At 41.2% G+C, this 23006-nt stretch carries 17 protein-coding genes and 1 pseudogene; 9 read left to right on the top strand and 9 right to left on the bottom strand.

The genetic code is table 11. The features are described 5' to 3' along the window. Positions 1-67: 67 nt before the first annotated feature. Positions 68-1252, top strand: coding sequence for an NAD(P)/FAD-dependent oxidoreductase (locus C2M30_RS00405; protein ID WP_105170279.1), 1185 nt, complete (start codon positions 68-70; stop codon positions 1250-1252). A gap of 390 nt (positions 1253-1642) precedes the next feature. Here C2M30_RS00405 and C2M30_RS21430 read toward each other — a convergent pair whose 3' ends face one another. Continuing rightward, the gene (locus tag C2M30_RS21430) at positions 1643-3568 is read right to left on the bottom strand and encodes a serine hydrolase (RefSeq protein WP_199775857.1); all 1926 of its coding nucleotides are present in this window, start codon (positions 3566-3568) and stop codon (positions 1643-1645) included. Between the two features lie 234 nt (positions 3569-3802). On the opposite strand from C2M30_RS21430, the gene C2M30_RS00395 reads away from it, so the two are divergent. The 4 genes and pseudogenes from C2M30_RS00395 to C2M30_RS00380 all read left to right on the top strand — a co-directional run bounded on the left by C2M30_RS00395 (position 3803) and on the right by C2M30_RS00380 (position 9039). Next, a complete protein-coding gene (locus C2M30_RS00395; protein WP_105170277.1) occupies positions 3803-5851 on the top strand; it encodes a winged helix-turn-helix domain-containing protein in 2049 nt (682 codons plus the stop codon). Positions 5852-6036: 185 nt separating this feature from the next. Then, positions 6037-6975, top strand: a complete 939-nt coding sequence (locus tag C2M30_RS00390; protein ID WP_105170276.1) for an HlyD family secretion protein — start codon at positions 6037-6039, stop codon at positions 6973-6975. Continuing rightward, positions 6972-7901 carry an ABC transporter ATP-binding protein gene (locus C2M30_RS00385; protein ID WP_105170275.1) on the top strand — a complete coding sequence of 310 codons (930 nt, stop codon included), beginning with the start codon at positions 6972-6974 and terminating at the stop codon, positions 7899-7901. Before C2M30_RS00390 ends, C2M30_RS00385 begins: the two co-directional genes overlap by 4 nt. Then, positions 7898-9039, top strand: a pseudogene (locus tag C2M30_RS00380) (ABC transporter permease). The gene C2M30_RS00385 and the pseudogene C2M30_RS00380 overlap by 4 nt, the downstream one beginning before the upstream one ends. Here the strand turns inward: C2M30_RS00380 and C2M30_RS00375 are convergent. From C2M30_RS00375 to recQ, 4 genes are all read right to left on the bottom strand, one after another. Next, complete coding sequence (locus C2M30_RS00375) at positions 9036-10760, bottom strand: BamA/TamA family outer membrane protein (RefSeq protein ID WP_105170274.1); 1725 nt, start codon at positions 10758-10760, stop codon at positions 9036-9038. The pseudogene C2M30_RS00380 and the gene C2M30_RS00375 overlap by 4 nt on opposite strands. Positions 10761-10880: 120 nt before the next feature. After that, positions 10881-12149 (bottom strand): metal-dependent hydrolase family protein, encoded by a 1269-nt coding sequence (locus tag C2M30_RS00370; RefSeq protein ID WP_105170273.1) that lies wholly within the window; start codon positions 12147-12149, stop codon positions 10881-10883. Between the two features lie 61 nt (positions 12150-12210). Beyond that, positions 12211-12486, bottom strand: coding sequence for a DUF3630 family protein (locus C2M30_RS00365; protein ID WP_105170272.1), 276 nt, complete (start codon positions 12484-12486; stop codon positions 12211-12213). A 15-nt stretch (positions 12487-12501) separates the two neighbouring features. Continuing rightward, positions 12502-14325 carry a DNA helicase RecQ gene (recQ, locus tag C2M30_RS00360; protein ID WP_199775856.1) on the bottom strand — a complete coding sequence of 608 codons (1824 nt, stop codon included), beginning with the start codon at positions 14323-14325 and terminating at the stop codon, positions 12502-12504. Positions 14326-14484: 159 nt separating this feature from the next. On the opposite strand from recQ, the gene rarD reads away from it, so the two are divergent. Then, positions 14485-15375 carry an EamA family transporter RarD gene (gene rarD, locus C2M30_RS00355; protein ID WP_105170324.1) on the top strand — a complete coding sequence of 297 codons (891 nt, stop codon included), beginning with the start codon at positions 14485-14487 and terminating at the stop codon, positions 15373-15375. On the opposite strand, the gene C2M30_RS00350 is transcribed toward rarD, so the two are convergent. Continuing rightward, on the bottom strand, positions 15362-16594 hold the full coding sequence (locus C2M30_RS00350) for a GGDEF domain-containing response regulator (protein ID WP_105170271.1): 1233 nt from the start codon (positions 16592-16594) through the stop codon (positions 15362-15364). The genes rarD and C2M30_RS00350 overlap by 14 nt on opposite strands. Positions 16595-16885: 291 nt before the next feature. Between C2M30_RS00350 and C2M30_RS00345 the strand changes: the two genes are divergently transcribed. Next, the gene (locus C2M30_RS00345) at positions 16886-17821 is read left to right on the top strand and encodes a porin (RefSeq protein WP_100914157.1); all 936 of its coding nucleotides are present in this window, start codon (positions 16886-16888) and stop codon (positions 17819-17821) included. Positions 17822-17904: 83 nt separating this feature from the next. Here C2M30_RS00345 and hemH read toward each other — a convergent pair whose 3' ends face one another. Then, positions 17905-18924 (bottom strand): ferrochelatase, encoded by a 1020-nt coding sequence (hemH, locus tag C2M30_RS00340; protein WP_105170270.1) that lies wholly within the window; start codon positions 18922-18924, stop codon positions 17905-17907. Between the two features lie 207 nt (positions 18925-19131). Here hemH and C2M30_RS00335 point away from each other — a divergent pair, with 207 nt between their 5' ends. Further along, positions 19132-20331: an alkaline phosphatase family protein gene (locus C2M30_RS00335; protein ID WP_105170269.1), complete on the top strand. Its 1200-nt coding sequence runs from the start codon at positions 19132-19134 to the stop codon at positions 20329-20331. A gap of 446 nt (positions 20332-20777) precedes the next feature. Here the strand turns inward: C2M30_RS00335 and C2M30_RS00330 are convergent, their stop codons facing one another. Next, positions 20778-22082, bottom strand: coding sequence for an inosine/guanosine kinase (locus C2M30_RS00330; protein ID WP_010562081.1), 1305 nt, complete (start codon positions 22080-22082; stop codon positions 20778-20780). Positions 22083-22263: 181 nt separating this feature from the next. On the opposite strand from C2M30_RS00330, the gene tadA reads away from it, so the two are divergent. Further along, the gene (gene tadA / locus C2M30_RS00325) at positions 22264-22764 is read left to right on the top strand and encodes a tRNA adenosine(34) deaminase TadA (RefSeq protein WP_105170268.1); all 501 of its coding nucleotides are present in this window, start codon (positions 22264-22266) and stop codon (positions 22762-22764) included. Here the strand turns inward: tadA and C2M30_RS21425 are convergent. Continuing rightward, a complete protein-coding gene (locus tag C2M30_RS21425) occupies positions 22761-22910 on the bottom strand; it encodes a hypothetical protein (protein ID WP_157813511.1) in 150 nt (49 codons plus the stop codon). The genes tadA and C2M30_RS21425 overlap by 4 nt on opposite strands. Positions 22911-23006: the final 96 nt, after the last annotated feature.

Here is a 23006-nt window from a genome sequence, read left to right as displayed (position 1 = left end):
AAAAAGCCGCATCTGCGGCTTTTTTTGTTTATAATGCGCGGCCAAAATAGCGAAGCGGGTAATAAAAATGGTTCAGGTTGATGTATTGGTTATAGGGGCGGGTGCCGCTGGTTTAATGTGCGCCGCACAAGCCGGTTATCGTGGACGCTCTGTAACCGTGATTGATATGGGTAAAAAACCGGGCCGTAAAATCCTGATTAGTGGCGGCGGCCGTTGTAATTTTACCAACGAAAATGCCTCACCAGAAAATTATCTGTGTACCAATCCCCACTTTGTTAAATCGTGTTTAAGCCGCTATACCCAACATGACTTTATTGAGCTCGTTGATCGCCATGGTCTTGCCTACCACCACAAAACACTCGGTCAGCTATTTTGCGATAACTCAGCGCAAGATATTGTCGATATTTTATTAACCGAATGCGAATGGGCAGGGGTGACAATCCAACTTCGCCAAGAAGTACTGAGCGTGGAAAAAACCGAAAGTGGTTTTACCGTAACAACCAGTGAAGCAAGCTATAGTTGTGAATCGCTGGTGGTTGCTTCTGGTGGTTTAACTATGCCAAAACTAGGCGCTACACCAATCGGTTATAAAATTGCAGAGCAGTTCGACTTAGAGGTATTGCCAACAATGGCTGCTTTAGTGCCTTTTACGCTACATCAACACGATAAGGTACGTTTTGAAGCTTTATCGGGCATTAGTGTACCAAGTGTTGTTACCGCTGAAGACGGCACACAGTTTAAAGAAAATATCTTGTTTACCCACCGAGGCTTATCGGGGCCAGCAATACTGCAAATCTCATCATTTTGGCGCGCGGGTCAGGCGGTTTCAATTAACCTGTTACCAGAGATAGAGCTTGCGGGTGAAATTCATACACAACGTCAATTTAATGGTCAAAAATCACTTAAAAATGTGCTTGGAAGTGTATTGCCAAAGCGTTTTATTGAAATTTTAGTAACTGGTGGTGATATTCCAGATAAAGCGATTAATCAGTTATCTCACACTGAAATTGAGCAGTTATCTGATTTTATTCATAACTGGAAAATAAAACCTAATGGAACAGAAGGTTATAGAACTGCTGAAGTTACTTTAGGTGGTGTAAATAGCGCTGAATTAAGCTCTAAAACATTTGAGGCGAATAAAGTTAAAGGGCTTTATTTTATTGGTGAAGTAACCGAAGTAACCGGTTGGCTTGGGGGCTACAACTTTCAATTCGCATGGAGCTCCGGCTGGGCCTGCGGTCAAGCCTGTTAATTATGATTTGAGTTAATTTAAATGAAGACTATTGAAACTGCATAGAAGACAACCACCTTGTCACTTATGTACTGAAAACTCTTAATTTATTTGAATATTAAGAATTAAAATTTGTCTTCGTTGTTATGAAGCTTAAGTGTTTATAACTTTGCCTCACTACTTAAACCCTTAAGCAATAAATCAAACATCAATCTCGTAAAGACTTCTACGATTGATCTTCTCCAAACACTGTAGGCATCTTTTATTTAAAAATTTACTAAGAGATGTCTAGCAAATTAGTGTCGGCTCAATCTGCATAGCAAAGATTCACTAGATGCTTAGGGGTTATAAGCATCAAATAAGAGCTAGTTCAAAAAACTAGCCCTTTTTAGGCTCAATAGGTTTGTTTCATTAACTAACAAACGCTGGAATAACGACATCTGAAATTTGATTCATGATGGTATCTTCCCTGTCATGACCGGTAATAGCGATAACTAAGCCAAGCTCTTCAACTACGATTACTCGGTTTCCACCACCGCCCCACGCGACATTAAGCTCATATGTTTTACCTTCAACCACTACAGGCATACTGTACCAGAAGTAACCATAACGGTATTCATCAGGCATCCAGTCTTCTACTGGCTTGATAATATTACTTGTTGCTTTGCTTAAGTAAGTTGGCGAAATAAACTGTTCTCCTTGCCATTTACCTTTATTGACAACAACATTACCAAGTTTAATCATGTCCCGTGACGTTAAACTAACCATCCATCCTGCTTGTGGTAAGCCACTTGCGTGTGTGTCCCATTTGTAATTAGAGATGTTTAGTTTGTCTAGTATCTCTGTCTTGATAAATACTTCCGCACCACCAGGAACCACCGCATCGATTACAGTCATGACAAGCATTGGGTTGAAATTACCGTATTTGTACGATTGCGTTTCGTCAGTGATTGCTGCGCTTTCTTGTAAAAGCCATTGCACTAGTTTTTGGCCTTTTAACTGTTCTGGTGCTTTTTCAATTTCTTGCCATTTATCACGATCAATTGTTAAACCACCTTGCATCGTTAGTGCTTTATGTAGCGTAATCTTATCGGCGCCAGCCACTAGTTTGCTCGTGTCTAATTCTTTTAAGAAGCTGATTAGCGGTTTATGTAAGTCGGCCATGGATAAATAGCCTAACTGGATTGCACGGCCAACGATCAAGCTAGTATATCCTTTCGTTGCTGAAGCTTGTCCATGAGCTAACCCAAAGCGGCCTCTTTGGTGGTAGCTTTCAAAAACCAGTTTATTGTTCTTAGCAATTAACAAACTGTCGTATTTTCCATGTTTACCTTCGCCAATTTCTTTTGCTAGGTTAGTAATCGCTGATGCCTTATCTTTTGAAAGAGGTAGCTTCCCTGTAACTAGGCTGCTATCTGTCGATACTGGCTTGATATTAGTAAATGCTTTTGTCAGTACAGGGATATCCCAAAGAGAACCCGAAGCTTGCTCCGCTGTTGGCAATGGACCTAGTTTGGCTAGATATTTTTTAATGTGAGCTGGTTTTAGGTCTTCAATGACTGTTGCATCTACCCAATAGGTATCTACACTGCGGTCGTCGCCATTACGGTTAAAGAATAGGTATTTGCCATCAGGTGATAATTGAGCGGCGAACTCATTTTCAGGGGTGTTGACGTTATCACCAAATTTAATCGCTTCTCCCCAAGATCCATCTAGTTCTTTGAAACTAATAAATAGATCTGAATTACGGGTGTCTTTACCCCTTTGCCCGTCCCATATTACATAGCTTTCATCAGGTGCGATAAAAGGATGAGCATTCCACATACCTGTATTAATTTCTTTTGGGAATGGCTTTGGTGTGCTTAGCTTGCCGTGCTCCATAGTTGAATAACGCAAAATCCCATTACCGTTATTGCCAGCTTCATCAAATGCTATCGTACCGTTTAGAGAAGAGGTTACACGCATGATGCGATAAGGTTCAAAATCTGGGCCTAGTCTTTTCATTTCTGACCAACCATCTTTTGTGCGCTCTTTATAACCTCTACCAAAAAACATGATTTTGTTATTCGGAGATAACGTCGGCGTACCAACGCGTTTAGAGATGACACGAACGGTCCAGTTTTCACCGTCTTTTTCATATACGACAAATTGTTGCTCTGGTTTTGTGTCAGCATTTACTTCTCGAACCATGTACATTTCTTTCATGTTTGGTGCGAAAACAACGCCATATTCCCAGCCTTTTGTTGAGATAATGTTTGGTGCAAATACTTCAGCTGTTAATCCCGGCGCTTTTTGCCCTAGATAAGGCCCCGTTAATTTAGTTTCAGCAGAAGCCATACTGCTTAAACTAGTCAAAAAGGCTATTGTTATTATGTTTTTGCTAGGTAAATTCATTGTCTTTCTCTCTTTCCTTAGTGATAGTAAATAACTATTGCTCCAACTTGCCTGTATGCGACCTGACGCACATGAAAAAAACCTGACGTTTAGCTGATTTCTTTATTTTTTCTTTATTTTGAGGCAAAGAGCGAGGTAAGATTTGGCGCACAACGAATAAGGACTGTCGTCTCTTTTATGACCAAAGCGTTTTGGGTAAATAACTACTTTATAGATGTTTCTCGTAATCAAATAGAGCATCAACAACAGGCTACGCCTATTCCACCAAAAGCACTTAAGGTGTTAGAAGTTTTGGCTTCACGCGCTGGCGAAGTAGTGAGTCATGATGAGCTTATGGATATCGTTTGGGAAAACAGCGTTGTTGGCCCTAATACGCTACAAAGAGCGATTGCTCAATTGAGAAAGGCATTTGGTGACGATAGTAAAAAACAAGCGTTTATCAAAACCCACGCAAAAAAAGGGTATAGTTTAGAAGCCAATGTTCGTTGGGAAAATATTGAAACTAAGCAAACCCCGCAGTTAATACCTGAACAATCTAAGTTGAGAAAAAACGGGTTGTTATTTGCTGTTATTGCTATCGCTATTTTATCGCTTATTATTCTATGGCCATCTAAACCCGTTATTTATGATCAAGTAACACCGCTTACCGCCAGTGATGAACAAGAATACAATGCAGCTTATTCTCCTGATGGTAAATACTTAGTTTTTAATCGATTTGTCGGTCAGTGTGAAAGTCATTTATGGGCAAAAGATCTGAACAATAATCAAGAGCAGCGATTAAGTACCGAGCCTGGTCACTATAGTCAATTGAGCTGGTCTTCTGATGGCTCACAATTAGCATTTGTGCTGCAATCAGATTGCTCTGATACACCAACAGAAGTCAAACAGTGTTGGCAATTACAAACCTTGGATTTTGCTCATGCGTGGAACGGAAACGCAAACAATAAGTTGCGTTATGACTGTGCAGAAATAAAAACGACTCACCCAACATGGTTAAATGACGGACGTATCGCTTTACTTCAATACCCAGAGCCAGAGAGCAATCAACCAAAGCTGGTTATCTACGATGCTGTTTCCAATCAAATATCGCAGGTACCACATGATCATGCCGGGCGCATCTACTCGTTAGATTATTCGCGCAAATCAGGCCTTTTGGCGACGGTTACTTTAGGCCGCGAAAATTCGAATGTTGTGAGAACTTTAACACTATTAGGTGAAGTCAAAAGTGAGGCAGAAATTAAACGTCATGCCAGCCACTCAGTGTATGAGCGGTTTTTCATTAAATTTGCTCCAGACGGTAGCCATTTCATTACTGATATAGAAGGCAAGATCTATCGATTGAGTTTAGATGGTCAGTTAGATCTCATGCATCCAGTTAGTCATACCGGATTATGGACACCGAGTTACCATCCTGATCAAACAAAGTTTGCTGTCACTTATGGAACTAAAGACTTTGATATTGGCTACTTAACCTTAGATGGTGAGCAAACTGAGTTTGATATTATTTCACGCTCCACTGTCCCCGATCTTAATGCTAAGTTTCAACCTGACGGTAATTTAATTGCTTTTGTTTCTTCTCGTTCAGGAGAGCGTCAACTGTGGATAAAAGATAATAATAAAACCTACCAATTAACTAAGTTCGAACAAGGCCTCAAAAGCACGCGATACGATTGGGCGCCGGATGGGAATAGTTTAGTGGTGAACGTTAATAATCACATCGCTATAGTTAATTTGGATGGCAGTTATCAAATGGTTGAGTCACCTGTTGCTGTGCGTTTGGTGTTACCGTGGACCATTGCACATAAATTGCTGGTTATAGACAATCAATCAGACCAACAGCAATTATTTGATGTTGACCTTAACACAGGTGAGACAACCGACCTCAATATTCAAAACGTTTCGTGGGCAACGTACATCAAGGGCAATCAAATTGTTTACGTAGATCAGCAAGGAAATTTCTGGCTTCAAGCAAATAATGGAGCGCAGGCACTTACAATGCTTAATCAAAAACTAGAAGGTAATTATGCGTTAACTATCGGTGATAACATCTACGGTCTTGATCTAAAAGCTAATTTCTGGCGTTACAATTTAACTAATCATAAACTAGAAACAGTGGCTACATTAGACAAAGACACCTCTTATATCAGCGATATTAAAGGTGACAAGATACTAGCGACTAAGTTTATCGGGGGGCGTAGAGAGCTTGTTGAATATAGTCAGCGTTGATTAAAATTTGATTTCTCATAATTAAACCGACTTCAGTTTCAACCCTTCTTTTTATATTGAGCAAATTTGATTTAACCCATGTTTGCTCATTAAAAACACGCCTTTCATAATTTAAATAGTTTATTTTTCACGCTTTTTTGCTAGCTTAAAGACTCGCCTTTATTTTTGATAGGGAGTTCAGGCAGATGAAAGCGTGGCTTAATATTTTCGTGTTTATTTTATTAGCTGGGTGCAGTGATGAGCAGAGTGTTGCTCTTGGCACGTTAGAGCGTGATCGCATTACCCATTCGGCAACAGTCAACGAGGTATTAATTGCGCTGCCAATAGAACGTGGCAGCATGGTTAAACAAGGGGATGTGCTAGCGCAATTAGATAATACTAAGCAATTAGCCCGTGTTGCCAAAGTGAAAGCCGATTTAGAGTCTGCGAATGCACATTTTATTAAACTTAAAAACGGTGCCCGCGAAGAAGAGGTGGCAAGAGCGCAAGCCACGCTTGCTGCTAATAAGGCTAACTTGGTAGAGGCGCAGCAGAACTACCACCGTGCGGTTGAAATTGTAGCAAAAGATCTCGCACCAAAAATCAGCCTAGACAGTGCAAAAGCCAATTTAGATGCAGCAACCGCTAATGTTGAAGCGGCAAAGCAGCAATTAACCGAGCTTACTAACGGCACGCGAGTTGAAGATTTACAAGTCGCCGCAGCAAATGTTAAAGCCCAGCAAGCGTTACTTAGTGCAGAAGAAAAATTACTTAGCGAGCTTAATATCACCGCAACCCGTGATGGCCTTTTGGATAACTTACCTTGGAACTTAGGAGAGCGAGTTACCTTAGGTAGCCCTGTTGCGATTGTGCTGGCGGGCGAAGCGCCTTTCGCGCGCATTTATTTGCCACAACAAGCGCGGGCAAAATTAAAGGTGGGCGACAGCCTAACGCTTACTATTGCCGAGCAATCAGAGCAAATAAATGGCACTGTGCGTTGGCTTTCCCATGAAGCTGCTTTTACTCCGTATTATGGTCTTAATCAGTATGACCGCACCCGTTTAATGTATCTTGCTGAAGTCCAATTACCAGCAAAATACAAAGATTTACCTTCTGGTTTGCCAGTTGAGGCAACGCTACCATGAGTGACGCGGTTATAAATGCTAACGGATTAACCAAACAGTTTGGTGAAGTAATCGCTGTTAATCAGCTTGATTTAACCATAAATAAAGGCGAAGTTTACGGCTTTTTAGGGCCCAATGGTTGCGGTAAAACCACCGCCATTCGTATGCTAACCGGGCTGTTAATGCCCACTAGTGGCGATGTATCAGTACTTGGTTTATCACTGCCGAAACAAGCTAACTTACTGCGTTATAAAATTGGCTATATGACGCAAAAATTCTCACTTTATGATGATTTAACGGTAGCAGAAAACCTTGCGTTTTTAGCGGATGCTTACAGTTTAAAAGGGCAGTATAAACGCAGTCGTATTGATGAGTTGTTAGCAATTTATGATTTAGCAGCAAGAGCAAATCAGCTTGCAGGCAGCATGAGTGGCGGGCAAAAACAGCGCTTAGCCTTAGCGGGCGCCACTATTCACAAACCTGAGTTACTTTTTTTAGATGAACCAACCTCTGCTGTAGACCCTGAAAACCGCCGCGATTTTTGGGAGAAGTTATTTGATTTAAGTGAGTTGGGCACGAGTATTTTGGTCTCAACCCATTATATGGATGAAGCTGAGCGCTGCCATAAATTGGCAATTTTAGAAAAAGGCATTAAACGTGCCGATGATTCGCCAGAACAGTTAATGGCTAATTTAAATTGCCAAGTTGTTGAAGTAGAGGTGAACAATTCACGCAGCACTAAACGCAGCTTAGAATCACATCAGTATATTCATTCTGCGACTCAGCTTGGCGCAAGGCTTAGGGTGCTTGTTGATAATTCAGTTAATGATGCTGAAACATGGCTTTTACAATTTGATGATGTAGTTGCCGCTAAAGCGGTGCGTCCGAACCTTGAAGATGTGTTTGTTAGCGTAACGGGTGAGCGCAATCGGGAGCAAACGATATGAATCTATCTCGTATTTTTTCGATTGTTAAAAAAGAGTTGCTTCAGCTCAAGCGCGACAAAACCACCTTTGCTATGGTGGTGATGATCCCCTTAGTGCAGTTGTTATTATTTGGTTTTGCGATTAATACGCAAATTCGTGATATTCCCGTTGCGGTAGTAGATCAAAGTAATTCGGCGCTTGGTCGTGTACTCACACAAACGGTTGAAGCCAGTCAAACGGTTAAAGTGGTTGCCAAATATCCCAGTGTTATTTTGGCGGAAAAAGCCATGGCGCAAGCGAAAGTAAGAGCTGTTTTAGTTATTCCGCGCGACGTTGCTGAGCGTCTTTCTCGCCATCAAGCACTAGGCAGCGCAACGCCAAATTCAAGTAATTACCAGCTGGTTAGGCCGATTGGACAATGGCTGGTGGATGGCTCCGACACTATGATTACAGGAGCAATTAAAGGGCTTGCCAATATGCCGCTCGGTGAACTAATGAAGCAGCCTGTTAATCGGCAAGTCACCACCTTCGCGGTAACGCCATATTACAATCCTGCCCAGCGCAGTGTGGTGAATATTGTACCGGGGTTAGTTGGCGTAATTTTGACTATGACCATGGTGATGTTCACCTCCGCGGCAATTGTGCGCGAGCGAGAGCGGGGCAATTTAGAAATGCTAATTAATACGCCAATCAGCTCGTTTGAGTTAATGCTTGCGAAGATTATTCCGTTTATTTTTATAGGCGCATTGCAAGTCACTATTATTTTATCGCTGGGTTATTTAGTATTTGATGTCAAAGTAGTCGGGTCGCTATTACAGCTTGCGCTGATGACCTTGTTGTTTATTTCAGCCAGCTTAGATTAGGGTTAATTATTTCGACTATTGCAAAATCGCAACTGCAAGCCATGCAATTAACTGTGTTTGTGTTGTTACCGTCTATTTTACTCTCAGGCTTTATGTTCCCGTATGAAGGCATGCCGGAAGTCGCGCAGTATATTGCCGAAGGCTTACCTGCAACCCATTACATTAGAGCCATGCGGGCAATTGTACTGCGCGATGTGGAAGTGAGTGAGATGACCTATGATGCCATTTGGTTAATGGGCTTTACCCTGCTTGGTTTGATCATTGCGTCACTGCGTTTTAAAAAGCGGTTAGATTAAAAACGATTTTTAACTTTAATTACCCATTGTACTGTATCTATTTCGTCGTCTTTATCGAGCGGGAAGGCAAGGTCGATATGAATGACGGTTTTTGCAGTTGCACGGCTTGGCGCAAGACGTAAGCCAATGCCAGCGTCTTTTAAAAATTGGCCATTTTCGCCGTTGTTTTTATCGGGGAACCAAGCGCGACCCACATCAAAAAATACAGCCCCACCTACTTTAAACAGTTGCAGTAAGTGATACTCCCAGTAATAGCGCTTTTCAAGATTGAGCAACACAGAGCGGTCGCCCATTTGGTAATGAAGTGGGTAACCTCTAAGGCCTGTATCACCGCCTAGAGTCAGCTGTTGATCGGCTGTTAAGTTGCCACCATAGCGCAGTGAAAGATTAGCAAACCATGCGCGATAGCTACTGCTATTGTAGAGAAAATTAGTATCTAAGTAAGCGTGTAAGTTTTCGCTTTTTTGTTGCTCTGTGTTCCAATAGCCATGCACTCCGGTGTACAAGCGCCACAGCATACTATCATTTAAATGAAACGCTTTTGCTGCGCTGGCTTCAAGCACAACACGGCTATCGTCATCAGCAAGGCTTTCATCTGAATAGCCAAGTCGGGCAAATACATTCCAACCTAAATTTAAATCTTCGGTGCGGCCAATTGAGTCGAAGTTACTCAAGGTAATGTATCTATCTTCAATTAGCTGATAGCCAAGCCAAGGGTAATTAAGAGAACGATCTTTGGCTAACGGTAAAGTGGTTGCAGCGATTTGTTCAAACTTAAAATCTTCTTGTTGCCAGCCTACAAGCCAACGGTTAGTCCAGCTGCCCAGCTTACTGCCTTGGCCATAGAATACTTGGTTAATTTGATTCTCTTGTTTGAATTCCGATACCACATCACCGCGATAATAAAGTGGCAACTCTTTTGTATCATCTAAGGTAACAGCACCATAACTTTGCTGTGAGGCGAGTGAATAAAAGGGGAGTTTAAAGTCTAAATAGACTCGTTCACCATCGTCATTGTCGCTAAATTCAAAACGACTACGATAGCGGCTGCCCCATATATTTGGGTCATCATAGATAAAAGTATAACCAGTGCGGTCGGCATCGCTACGCCAGGAAAGCGAAACGCGTTTACCTAAACCAAGCAAGTTTGTATCGCGAAAACCAAGTTGCGTTTTATCCTCACCGCCGCTGCGGCTATAGCTTATTTCTGGGGTGAGGGTCCACAACTCTTTGGTGGTGATAGTAACCACAATATTGTCATCACAATCACGTTCAGCTTCAATTTTAGCATCGTATAAATAGCGTGCATCACGCAAAATACGCTCTGATTCGCGTAGCAGTTGTTGGTCGTATTTATCACCTTGTTGAAACAGCAATTGCTGCAAAATAACGTGTTCTTTGGTGACGATATTAAGTGTATTTAAACCACGAAATAAAAAGTTATCTTCTTTAGGGTTGTTAGTATCAAAAATATTATGTCGAACGAGTCGAATATCACTAATAATCGCATTGGGGGCATCGGGTAGTTTGGAGTTATCAATGCTTTCAATATCAAAGTTACTTTTACGATCTTTTGGCTGATCAGCAAGCCATTGGCATTGGCTTAACGAAAAAATATCCGACTTAGAAGTGGCGTCTGCTTGCGCTGCGCAATAGCCATAAAATGGCACGAAAACAAGGCAAAAAAGTGCGCTAAAACGGCTAAATTTTAATACTGACATAACGCTCCTTTTTACTTGGGTTTATTTTAATTCTATACCATTAATTTTAGTCTTGCAGAAATTAAAGCAAATAAAAAGCAGCCAATGGCTGCTTATAACTAATTAAAATATAATAATTTATTACTTAACTACTTGGCCTGAACGCATCACGAAAGTGACGTCCATTAACTGCCGTATATCCTGTAATGGCGAGGCTTTAGTGGCGATAATGTCGGCAAATTTACCGCTTTCGATAGTGCCTAGCTGATTTTCCATACCAAGTAACTTTGCACTGTTTATGGTGGCCGATTTAAGCACTTGTTTTGTTGGCATTCCGGCCTCAACCATCAGCATAGCTTCACGCGCGTTGGTACCATGTTTTGATACCCCACTGTCGGTGCCGTAAGCAATGTTTACACCGGCTTTATAGGCATTAAAGAAATTACCTTTCATATCGTTGCCAACACGGATCGCTTTGGCTTTTATCGCATCACTCATAAAGTTTGAGTTATTAGCCATTTCAACAACGGTTTCACCAGCAAGCAAAGTAGGCACCAAATATGCGCCGGTTTTCTTGAACAGTTTATAGGCCTTTTTGCCAGCGTAAGAGCCGTGCTCGATACTCGCAACACCGGATTCAAGAGCGGCAATAATGCCATCTTCTTGGTGAGCGTGCGCAGCTACTTTTCTGCCCATGGTGCTTGCAGCCTTAACCACTTGGTTAAGTTCATCGTCTTCCATTTGTTGGCCTGTACCGGTTGCACGGTCTGTTAACACACCGCCTGTAGCGGCGACTTTAATCCAATCAGCACCATATTTTATAGCGTGACGCGTCGCTCGGCGACAATCATAAGGGCCATCGCAGGTGGTTTTTTTAGCAAATTTATCCAACATTTCATGGTGCACGCCACTACTATCAAGGTGACCACCTGTAATCGCAACGCCACCCGCAGCAATAATACGCGGCCCTTCAAGCCAGCCTTTGTTTATGGCATCACGCAGGGCATACATATATTGTGGGTCGGAACCAAGATCGCGCACTGTAGTAAAACCAGCTTCTAACGTTTTTTTGGCGTAATGGGCACTGCGCATACCGACTAGTTCGGGTGATACTTTGGCAATTTCTGCGTCGTTGTTTGGTCCTAACTCAAACTGCAAATGTACGTGCATATCCATTAAGCCTGGCATGACAAAGCTGTCAGATAAGTCGATCAGTGTTTGCTCATTACTGGCTTGTTGAAAACCGGCTTGAATACTGACGATTTTGTCGTCTTCAATAATAATAGTTTGCTTTGAAAGCGGTGTTTTATCGGCGTGAACCAGCAGTTCGCCTGCATGAATGAGAGTTTGTGCTGCAAAGCAGTTTGGAACAGCGAATAGGGCGAGCGTGAGTAATGATTTTTTAAACATGGCTATTGTTCTTATTGTTTTGTTTTACCTCACGCTAGCATGGTGAAAAGTAATGTCAAAACTAAAGCGATGAATAGAGCTCGGGTAATAATTCAAGGTCTTGCTGACTGTCGCTATTAATCCAAATGCTTTGACTATAGTGTTCAAAATTTAAATTAAATGAGGTGTTTTTAAATTTGAAGCGCATTAAGTGGCGGTCGGCACCTTGCTCAAACTCTAACGATGAAATTGCATCATTGTGAAGATAAATACTTGCCCACAGCTCAAACTCTTCATCATCTGGCAGTTCAACTGGGGTAATTAAAATATGGTCTGAGAAAAGGGCTTTGCTAGTCATTATATGCTCCAATAATTAGCTGGTTAAATGCATATGAATGGCATTCATAAAGTAGGCGCCATATTTATTGAGTTTGGTAAATCCAACACCTGATACTTTCAGGAATTCGGCATCGCTGGTTGGCATCTTTTGCGCCATTTCAGCAAGCGTAGCATCACTGAATACCACATAAGGTGGTACATCTTCCGCGTCAGCTAGCTCTTTACGTAAGCCGCGAAGTTTGGCGAATAGCTTTTTATCGTAGTTAAAGCGTGCAAGTTTGTCTTTGTAAACGTGTTTCACTTCAAGTCGCGGTTCGGCTAGTTGCAGGGCAAAATCACCTTTTAATACTGGGCGAGCTGCTTCGGTTAAGCGTAAGCTAGATGATTGCGTGATATCTTGGTGCAATAATCCGTGGTGAATAAGCTGACGCAAAATACTCAGCCAATATTCAACCGATTTGTCTTTGCCAAGGCCAAACGTTGAAAGTTGGTCGTGTTGGTTTTCGCGAATACGAATGGTATTGGCGCCGCGTAATACTTCAATCACATAACCCATACCAAACTTTTGCTCAACGCGATAAACGCAGCTTAATGCTTTTTGAGCCAGTTCAGTTCCATCAAATTGTTTTGGCGGATTTAAGCAAATATCACAGTTACCGCAAGGCTTGCCTTGATACTCAGAAAAATAGTTAAGCAGTATTTGGCGACGACAAGTTTGCGCTTCAGCAAAACTGGCCATGGCGTTAAAGCGCTGCTCTTCTACCTTACGACGTTGCTCATCGGGAATATCATCAAAAAAGCGTTTTACGCGCGGTACATCGGCAGGGTCAAAATACATAATGGCTTCGGCTGATAGGCCATCACGGCCCGCGCGACCGGTTTCTTGATAGTATGACTCGATGTTTTTAGGAATATCGTAATGAATAACAAAACGCACATTCGGTTTATTAATTCCCATGCCAAAGGCAACGGTCGCCACGACGATATGAATATCGTCGCGCGCAAAGGCGTTTTGCACAAATGAGCGCTGTTCATTTTCAAGCCCGGCATGGTAAGAGGCTGCGTTATAGCCTGCATCAACGAGCTTTTCAGCTATGTCGTCAACGCGCTTTCGGCTTGAGCAATAAATAATACCGCTTTGTCCTTTTTGCTCTTTTAAAAAGCGCATTAACTGACTAAGCGGTTTGAATTTTTCTTCAATAGTGTAACGGATGTTGGGGCGGTCAAAACTGCCCGTATAAATATGGGCGTTAGTAAGACCCAGTTGCATCACGATATCGTTACGCGTGGCAATATCTGCCGTTGCAGTGAGTGCCATAATAGGAATATGGCTAAAGCGTTGTTTAAGTTGCCCTAAGCGATAGTAATGAGGTCTAAAATCATGGCCCCAGTGAGAAACGCAGTGCGCTTCATCTATGGCAAATAAACCAATATTTAAATGCTGTAAGCGGGTACTAAAATCGTCAGTAAGCAGTCGCTCAGGTGCTACATATAAAATTTTAATTTGGCCTTGGTGCAGGCCTTGGTAAATTAATTGCTGCTCTTCGCGCGATTGGCTGTTGTTAATGTATGCCGCTGCAACACCTTGGGCTTTTAGCTGTGCGACTTGATCTTGCATCAGGGAAATAAGCGGCGACACCACAATGGTAATACCGGGTAACAGTAATGCAGGTACTTGGTAGCATAATGATTTACCACCACCTGTTGGCATCAAAACTAAACAATCTTGACCTGCAAGCACGGCATCAATGACTTGCTCTTGCCCAGCACGAAATTGCTTATAGCCAAATACTGAACTTAATACGCTGTGAGGCGTTTGTTGCTGCATTACTGGTTGGGTCGCTTGTTGATTTTCCATTACATTAAGGTGTATTCGATTGGCATTATGTTATCTGCATTGACTTACAAAGCATGCAATTTTAGCGAGCGCTAATTCTAAAGTCTTTTTATCGCGCTGTCTTTACTTAAATTGAGCAGATCCCTAAACTGGCGCTCCCTGAGTTGTTGAGTGATTGATATGCAAAGTCAAAAGCAAGGCGTTATTTTTGCCATCGCTGCATTTTTAATGTGGGGGCTCGCCCCAATTTATTTTAAGGCAATAGATCATGTTGCCGCGATGGAAATATTACTACATCGTGTGGTGTGGTCAGTTTTATTCTTATTAGTGATTCTTACGGTAGTTAAAAAATGGCGTTTGGTTAAAAGTGCGTTGTTTAATGTTAAAACAGCAGGCTGGTTATTGCTGAGTGCCGCGTTACTTGGTTTTAACTGGGGGTTGTTTATTTGGTCAGTAAATAACAACCATATGTTGGATGCCAGCTTAGGTTACTACATCAACCCGTTGTTAAATGTGTTGCTGGGTGTGCTGTTTTTATCAGAACGTTTACGTAGGTTACAGCTTGTTGCGGTTGTACTGGCGGTAACGGGCGTGGTAATTCAACTTGTTAGCTTTGGTTCGTTTCCGATTATTGCGTTTAGCTTAGCAAGCTCGTTTGCGCTTTATGGGCTAATTCGTAAGAAATTACCAGTAGATACCTTGCCAGGTTTGTTGATTGAATCGTTATTTATGTTGCCGGTAGCGCTAATTTATTGGTGGGGATTAGATACACCAACCAGTGATTTAACCAGTAATAGCATGTCGCTGAATTTATTATTAATTAGTGCAGGTATTGTGACTACACTGCCACTACTGTGTTTCACAGCGGCTGCGCGTCGTATTCAGTACTCAACGTTAGGCTTTTTCCAGTACATTGGACCAAGTTTAATGTTTATTTTGGCGGTGCTGTTTTATGGTGAAACCTTTAGTGCTGACCGCATGGTAACGTTTGGTTTTATTTGGTCTGCACTTGCCCTATTTAGTTTTGACTCTTACCGTAACGCAAAGCGCGTAGCGGTTAACCCACAATAACGCGGTTTCTGCCTTGCTCTTTTGCTTGATACAGGCATAAATCAGCAAGCTTTAACACTTCGTCTGTGCTCTGTGTATCTTTTACGGTAACCCCAATCGAAATGGTTACACAGAGTGTTTGACCGGCACAATCAATTTGCAGCTGGCTTACGGTTTCTCTAAATTGCTCAAGTAGTGCTTGATTGTCTTCGTGATTTTCATCTTTAAACAACACGGCAAACTCTTCACCACCTAGGCGAGCAACTAAGTGATCTTTGCCAAACATGGTATCAAATAAACGTGATACTTCTTTTAGCACGATATCGCCAGCATCGTGGCCATAGTTATCGTTTACTGCTTTAAAATGGTCGATGTCGAGCATTGCTACTTGGTGAGCAAATTTTTGTCTTTTCAATAAGCTATTTGCTTGCTCAAAGAAGTATCGACGATTTGGCAGGCCTGTTAAATAATCCGAATTAGCCTGACGACGAATAGTGGCAATGTTTTCTTGCATATCCAAGTTTTGGCTTACGCGGCAATAAAATTCTTCTGGGTAAAAAGGTTTGCGCAGGTAATCGTCGGCACCATTTTTAAGAAAATTAGCCGATATGCGATTATCATCGGTACCCGAAATACCAATAATTACTTTATCTTCAGAATTGAATTTTTCGCGAATTTTACTGGTTAAGGTAACGCCATTCATATTTGGCATTTCGTTGTCAGTAATAATGACTTTGATATCGTCAAATTGCTCAAGCTGTTCGAGTGCTGATACACCATCAACGGCTTCGGCAATTAAATATTTGTGTCTTAGCAAATAGCTTTTAATTAGTTTGCGCGTGTTTCTTGAGTCATCAACAATAAGCACACGCACATTTTCGTTACGTGGCAAGCGTTTAAGCTGTGTTTCTAGGTAGGTATATGCTTGGCGACTTTCTTTGGTGATGTAATCAACAACTGGGTACTGCATAACAGTATCACGGGTTTTGTCGTCTAATTTTCCAGTCATTACTATCGTCGGGATTGATGCGCCAATCGTTAATGGAATGGCTTCACCATTTGATGCGTCGGGTAGCACATAATCCACAACAGCACAGAAGTAATCATTTACTTCAATTAAATCAATCGCGGATGCCAAGCTATCGGCAATATCGACTTGATAGCCAATTCTAAGTGCAACATGACGTTGTATTTTAGAAATTGAGGGATTGTCTTCAATTAACAATAGTTTAGGCAGCACTGTACTTCGTTATAGTTGTTTAAATTATAATTTTTAGTTTAGTGGCATAAACAAACTCTGTGAAGATATTTTGTTAATTTATTGTTCCTATACATAAACATGACAGCTAAATGTCACTTTTCTTAATGTGATTATTCTCGTTCAGATGTTGTATTTATTGGTAAGTGACAATTTGAATACAGAAAAATGAAAAAAAAGTTTCAAGTGTAATATTTCTGTCACGTATTGATGACACACTGCGCCTCGTTCAAATTGATTACAAATATATTTCACTCATTTAGAGGTTTTCACATGAAAAATGTTAAGGCTCCCCTTGCTTTATCTTTACTAGCTGCACTTTCAGCACCTGCAATGGCTGATGTAAACGTTTACGGTAAAGCGAATGTTACAGTACAAAATAGCGATGAAGGCGAAGGCTCTTTTACTGAAATTAAAAGCAACGCGTCTCGTTTTGGTGTAAAAGGCAGTGAGACACTTAGTGAAGAGTCAGGCTTAAAAGTTGTTTATAAGCTTGAGTGGCAAGTTGATATGTCAGATGCTTCAAACAGCAGTGATGACCATCTTAAGTCACGTAACCAATACGTTGGTTTACAAGGCGGTTTTGGTGAAGTATTAATCGGTCGTAACGACACAGCATTAAAGCAATCACAAGGTAAACTAGACCTATTCAACGACCTTGAAGGCGATATCAAAAACGTATTCAAAGGTGAAAACCGTATGGGTGATTCAATCACTTATAAAACACCTAAGTTTAACGGTTTCCAAGTTATTGGCTCTGTAATTGCTGAAGATTCAGCTGACGCTGACAATGGTTACTCAGCAGCAGTAACCTATGGTGATAAAGGCCTTAAAAAATCTGCGATTTACGCATCTGTTGCGGTAGATAGCGAAGTGAAAGGTTATGATGTTGTTCGTGGTTCAATTCACGGTAAAGTAGCGGGCGTTAAGCTAGGTGCAATGTACCAAACACAAGAAAAAATCGACGGCTCTGAGTCTGCAGATGGTTTCTTAGTTAATGCAGCATACAAAATTAACGACTACACATTAAAAGCACAATACCAAGTGCTTGAGTTTGATGCGGATGTTGATGACAAAGTAGCAACGTCTGTTGGTGTTGATTACAAGCTTAACAAAAACGCTAAGCTATTCGCTTTCTACACTAAGCAAGAGAAAGACGAAACTACAGATAACGATTACCTAGCAATTGGTATGGAATACAAGTTCTAATCGAGCTTATATTGCTAACAATAATTTAGGTAAAGAAAAACCCAGCTAGTGCTGGGTTTTTTTGTTGTTTAAACTGCGGAAAATTATAAATGCTGTTTTATGATTTCATAAAAGGCAGCAATATGATCATCGCGGTCATTTAATGCTGGAATATAACGGTAGTGTTCGCCGCCAGCATGTTCAAAAATTTCACGATTTTCTTCTTCTAATTCTTCCAATGTTTCCAAGCAGTCAGAGCTAAAAGCTGGGCTGGCAATGGCAATGTTCTTAATGCCATCTTCTTTGGCTAATTTTTCGAGTGTTTCATCAGTGTAGGGTTTTAACCATTCCGCTTTACCAAAACGACTTTGGAAGGTGGTGATTACGTCGTCTTTGTTAAGTCCTAACTTTTCTACCACTAAACGGGTGGTCATTTGGCAAAAACAATAATACGGATCGCCTTTTTCTAGGAAAAACTTAGGTGTGCCATGGTAGCTAAGTACCAATTTTTCAGGCATACCATGTTTGTCTAAATCTTCTTTGATACTTGCTGCAAGCGCATCAATATAATGCGGGTTGTCTTGATAACCATTGATAAAGTGTAGTTCAGGTACCCAACGCCAGTTAACAAGCTCACGACTAATGGCATCGTAAGTTGAGCCAGTAGTTGAACCGCTGTACTGAGGATATAAAGGCAAGACGACAATTTTTTGATAGCCTTTTTCACGAATTTCTTCGAGCACTGATTTGATTGATGGGTTACCGTAGCGCATCGCTAAGAATACTTCGGCGTGATCTAGGCCTTTGTCTTTAAGTAAAGTTGCTAGCTTCGCTTGCTGTTTTTTACTGTAAACCAATAATGGTGAACCGTGTTCAGTCCAAATACCGGCGTAAAGTTTTGCCGAACGTTTTGGGCGAATACGTAAAATAATGCCGTGCAAAATAATTTTCCAAAGCACGCGCGGAATTTCAACGATGCGCGGATCAGATAAAAACTCTGCCAAATAGGTTCTTAGAGCCTTTGCGGTGGGTGCATCTGGGCTGCCTAAGTTAGTGAGTAAAACGGCTGTTTTTTTATGAAATCGTTTATGCGGTTCTTCAGTGACGGCAGTGAATCGAGACACGGTGACCCTTACTTAATTTGCTAAATTAAAAAGATTGTATCAAATCTTTTTGGAAAATTGCCCACATTACGTTGTGTTAGCTATTTAAGATCAATTTTTGATAAATAACTCGCGCTTACGTTAAATAAATATGGCTGAGGACAAATAGCCTAGACTTTTGTAATCCAACAAGTTTAGATGGGGTAAATTACTATACAAGCAAAGCAAATGAAAAAAATAGCTGTTTTACTTCTCGTTGTTTTAAGTGCTTTAAGTACGCCAGTGTTTGCCAAAGAGCAAACCGTTGTTTTGATTTCCCTTGATGGTTTTCGCTGGGATTATATTGAAAAACACCAAGCAAAGAATTTAGCAAAAATCGCTAAAGCAGGCGTTCGCGCAGAGCGCATGATTCCGGTTTACCCAACGAAAACATTTCCTAATCATATTTCAATTATTACCGGCTTACAGCCCGCTAATCACGGCATAATTGATAATAAGTTTTGTGATAGAAATCGTAAAGAATGCTACAGCATGGGCAAAGGACGTAACGACAGTACCTGGCTAAACGGAACGCCACTTTGGAACCTTGCTGAAATGCAAGGTGTTAAAGCAGCAACTTACTTCTGGCCAGAATCAGACGCGCGCTTTAATGGTCGTACGCCAAGTTACTTTTATCACTACTCACAACATAGCGATTATCAGCGCCGCGTAGACCAAATTGTAGACTGGCTTAGCTTGCCAAAGTCACAGCGTCCACGTTTTATTGCCGCCTATTTTTCAGTGGTTGATTCAATGGGCCATGATTTTGGACCTATTGCACAGCAAACGTTCGATGCCGTGCAAAAAATGGATGCGTTAATTGCCCAGTTGGATGCGCGCTTAGCTGAGCTGAAAGATCTTAATATTAATTTAGTTTTAGTATCCGATCACGGCATGTCGCAAGTTGATCCAAAACAGACCATTGAAATTAATTCGTTGGGCTTGTCTGAAGATGATTTTCTGATTAAGAATTCAGGTACTCGTGTGCAGCTTTATAAAAAGCCAGAATCCCAAATCGCTATTTTAGAGGCTAAAAAACACCTAGCAGAACAAGCGAAAGGGCGTTATAGCGTACTTGATAAAAATACACTAGCGAGTCGCGGTATTAAGTTTGGTGCTCGAGATGCAGATATTATTATTGAAACCACCGCACCAAAAACGTTCTCATTTGAAGGTGAATCAGATTATTTAGGAACACATGGTTATGCATACACTCAAGAAATGGGGGCATTATTTATAGCAAAAGGACCTGCGTTTAAACAAAATACGTCTATTGCTGAGTTTCCTAATCTAGATGTTTATCCAACAATTGCGAAAGTACTTGGCTTAAAAATACTTTCACCGGTAGATGGTGATGGCAAAAGCTTGGAAAGTGCACTTGCTCAATAAAGCCAGTAATAGCTATTTCGCTTAAGTATATAAGCAGCTTTAGCCGACTTAAATAATACGTTATTTGAGTAAACAGGTATTAAGCGCAGAAGTTAGGTTAAATGCTTTATTTTTTAGCAATAACTTTCCAGAAAATTAATTTAATTAGTATGAATTAAGCAAAGGTTAAGTTTAAAAAGGCTAAAGTAAGCTTAAGTTCCAATCTCCCTTGGACTTTATTTCCCTTGTTGTTTTTATACAAGCTTTGCCCGCTAACTTTAGCGGGCTTTTTTATGCCTGTTAGCAAGTTTGTTTAGTTAAAAATGCAGGAGTTGACAGAGTTAAGCTAAGGTTAAGTTAGTAAACTTATACTAAAAACCAGTTCCCAATCTCCAAAAGTACTGAGTTTAACTTGGTAACAAAAAGCCCGCATATTGTAGCGGGCTTTTTATTGACATAAGGTGAGGTTATTGTTCCCAGTAAGCTTGTTGCAAACTGTCTTCTCGTTCAGGTAAGCCGCGCGTTAAACGTGGCGAATGTTGCACTAATACTTCATAACTTACACGGTTAGCATATTTACTGATTTGTGAAAGCGACGAATAGGTAAGCGCATTGATTTTATGCTTACTTGAGGTAGGAACATTTAACTGGTGATATACATTAGCGCTAATATCGTGAAGTACTGCTGCTAGTGCGCCATCACCTGCGCCATTGGTATTTTTAATGCTGTCAGGCCCGCCCATGTAAGGTGCAGTGTGAGTGTAAATTTTTACTGGATTCTTACAGTCTTTACGACGCATTGCGCGTGAAAATTCAAACTTATTAAAATCAGGAATGCTGCCTGGCATTAATTGGTGCTCTGTTGGGCGTTTCCAACAGTCATCAATGTAACTGGCTAAGAACATGCCTTGGGCTCCAGCAGTACAAATTACCATATCAACCCAATCAAGCGCTTTATCGGCAGCTAATAGCGGGTCTTCAAAGCCTGTAATAGCAAGGCCTTCCTCTTCGTTCATGGCTAATATGTCAACGTGGTCGTTAACGAAGTTTTGCCACCACTCTGGGTCTTGCTCAATTAAGAATTTGGTGCCTAAGCTCAGTACAACAGGCACATTTGCGGCGTTTGCGTATTCAACGGCTTTTAGCGCCGCTTCGGTCATGGTGTCTTCACCTGTGGTACGCATTAAATAGGCCGAAATAACTAAAGCAGACGAGTTAGCAATAAGCTCTTGGGAAATGGATTCAGGACGTAGGCGGTTCATTAAGCCTGGACTGATAGCGAAAGTACGTTCGCCACTTTCATCAATAAGGGTAAAACAACGACCAATTGGGCCATCGACCGGTTGTAGATGTTCTAAATCTACGCGGGTTGAGGTTTTACTAACGAAACGATAGGCATAACTACCAATTTTGATATTTTCGCACATTACACCAAGCAGTACCGAGCGGTCATCTGATAGCACTGAGTAATTGTGCATGGTGTTACCAATAGTGCCGCCAGCAAATTCGTAGTCGATCATGTCATGATCTTTTAACCGTGCATAGAGAGCGTTGGTGGTGTCATCATCCATTACTTGCGACATACCGCGGTGCAGGCCAAACTCATTGAGAAAGGCTTGATCAACTTTGGCTTCTATATCAACCACAATTTGGTCAATACCCACTATGTAATTACGTGCAAGCTTGCTGTCTTGTGTGATCACGTTCGTTAACGGATCTTTATCTTCCACTGGAAAGTAGTGTTTTTGTCTGCGTCGTCCAGGAAATTTCATCTTGTTTCTACATTGCTTTGGCGTCGTGCAAAATGGCGGCGGATTATAGCCTAAAAAATAATTGAATAACTATGACATTAGCCCTTTATTTTAAAAAATTCTAAGAAAAAGAGATAACAATGCATGAATCTTTTTAACTTGGTAAAATATTTAAGGTGTTTATAAATCAACCTGAGTAACTATGTACCCTGAATTTAGCGATGAATATTGGATGATTGAGGCGCTTAAACGTGCTGATATTGCCGAGCAACATGGAGAAATACCGGTTGGTGCCATTGTTGTAATAGACAATCAGATTATTGCTGAGGGATATAATTTATCAATTACACAGCATGATCCATCGGCCCATGCTGAGATGATGGCAATTCGCCAAGCTGGCAAGCACATTGAAAATTACCGTATGCTCGATTGTACGTTATACGTCACACTTGAACCTTGCTCTATGTGTGCAGGGCTGTTGGTGCATAGCCGTATAAAGCGTTTGGTATTTGGCGCACATGATGAAAAAACAGGTTCAGCGGGCAGTATTATGGACTTAACCCGTCACGAAAAGCTCAATCATCAAATAGATGTAACTAGCGGGGTTTTAGCGGAAGTGTGCAGTGAAAAGCTGTCGGCATTTTTTAAAAAACGTCGCGCAGAAATAAAAGCCGCTAAAAAAGCGGCAAAAGGTGAAAGCTAGCTCGCTTCAGCTTCCACCAATAAATTAAATGCTCTGCGACGCTCAAGAACTTTACGATGGGTGTTGCGTCTTGCAATGCGGCGACGAATAGCACAAGTGTTAACCGTACTGCGTTTTACTTTGAATTTTCTACGCGTTCTTAGCATAGGTTCTCCTTAAAAAGGTGAGAGTGGAGAAGGGTAATTGGCTAAAGCCCTTATCTCTCGATAAGTTTATTAATAAATCATGACACTTATATGACA

Origin of the sequence: Pseudoalteromonas sp. T1lg24 (assembly GCF_002964745.1) — a bacterium.
In the GTDB taxonomy this organism is placed as follows: Bacteria; Pseudomonadota; Gammaproteobacteria; order Enterobacterales; family Alteromonadaceae; genus Pseudoalteromonas; species Pseudoalteromonas spongiae.
This window is presented reverse-complemented; position numbering and strand designations above follow the sequence as displayed.

Bases quoted from the DNA above. Each gene is read 5' to 3' on its own strand.
- C2M30_RS00405 (WP_105170279.1), top strand. From the start codon at position 68: ATGGTTCAGGTTGATGTATTGGTTATAGGGGCGGGTGCCGCTGGTTTA.
- C2M30_RS21430 (WP_199775857.1), bottom strand. From the start codon at position 3,568: ATGGCTTCTGCTGAAACTAAATTAACGGGGCCTTATCTAGGGCAAAAA.
- C2M30_RS00395 (WP_105170277.1), top strand. From the start codon at position 3,803: ATGACCAAAGCGTTTTGGGTAAATAACTACTTTATAGATGTTTCTCGT.
- C2M30_RS00390 (WP_105170276.1), top strand. From the start codon at position 6,037: ATGAAAGCGTGGCTTAATATTTTCGTGTTTATTTTATTAGCTGGGTGC.
- C2M30_RS00385 (WP_105170275.1), top strand. From the start codon at position 6,972: ATGAGTGACGCGGTTATAAATGCTAACGGATTAACCAAACAGTTTGGT.
- C2M30_RS00375 (WP_105170274.1), bottom strand. From the start codon at position 10,760: ATGTCAGTATTAAAATTTAGCCGTTTTAGCGCACTTTTTTGCCTTGTT.
- C2M30_RS00370 (WP_105170273.1), bottom strand. From the start codon at position 12,149: ATGTTTAAAAAATCATTACTCACGCTCGCCCTATTCGCTGTTCCAAAC.
- C2M30_RS00365 (WP_105170272.1), bottom strand. From the start codon at position 12,486: ATGACTAGCAAAGCCCTTTTCTCAGACCATATTTTAATTACCCCAGTT.
- recQ (WP_199775856.1), bottom strand. From the start codon at position 14,325: ATGGAAAATCAACAAGCGACCCAACCAGTAATGCAGCAACAAACGCCT.
- rarD (WP_105170324.1), top strand. From the start codon at position 14,485: ATGCAAAGTCAAAAGCAAGGCGTTATTTTTGCCATCGCTGCATTTTTA.
- C2M30_RS00345 (WP_100914157.1), top strand. From the start codon at position 16,886: ATGAAAAATGTTAAGGCTCCCCTTGCTTTATCTTTACTAGCTGCACTT.
- C2M30_RS00335 (WP_105170269.1), top strand. From the start codon at position 19,132: ATGAAAAAAATAGCTGTTTTACTTCTCGTTGTTTTAAGTGCTTTAAGT.
- C2M30_RS00330 (WP_010562081.1), bottom strand. From the start codon at position 22,082: ATGAAATTTCCTGGACGACGCAGACAAAAACACTACTTTCCAGTGGAA.
- tadA (WP_105170268.1), top strand. From the start codon at position 22,264: ATGTACCCTGAATTTAGCGATGAATATTGGATGATTGAGGCGCTTAAA.
- C2M30_RS21425 (WP_157813511.1), bottom strand. From the start codon at position 22,910: ATGCTAAGAACGCGTAGAAAATTCAAAGTAAAACGCAGTACGGTTAAC.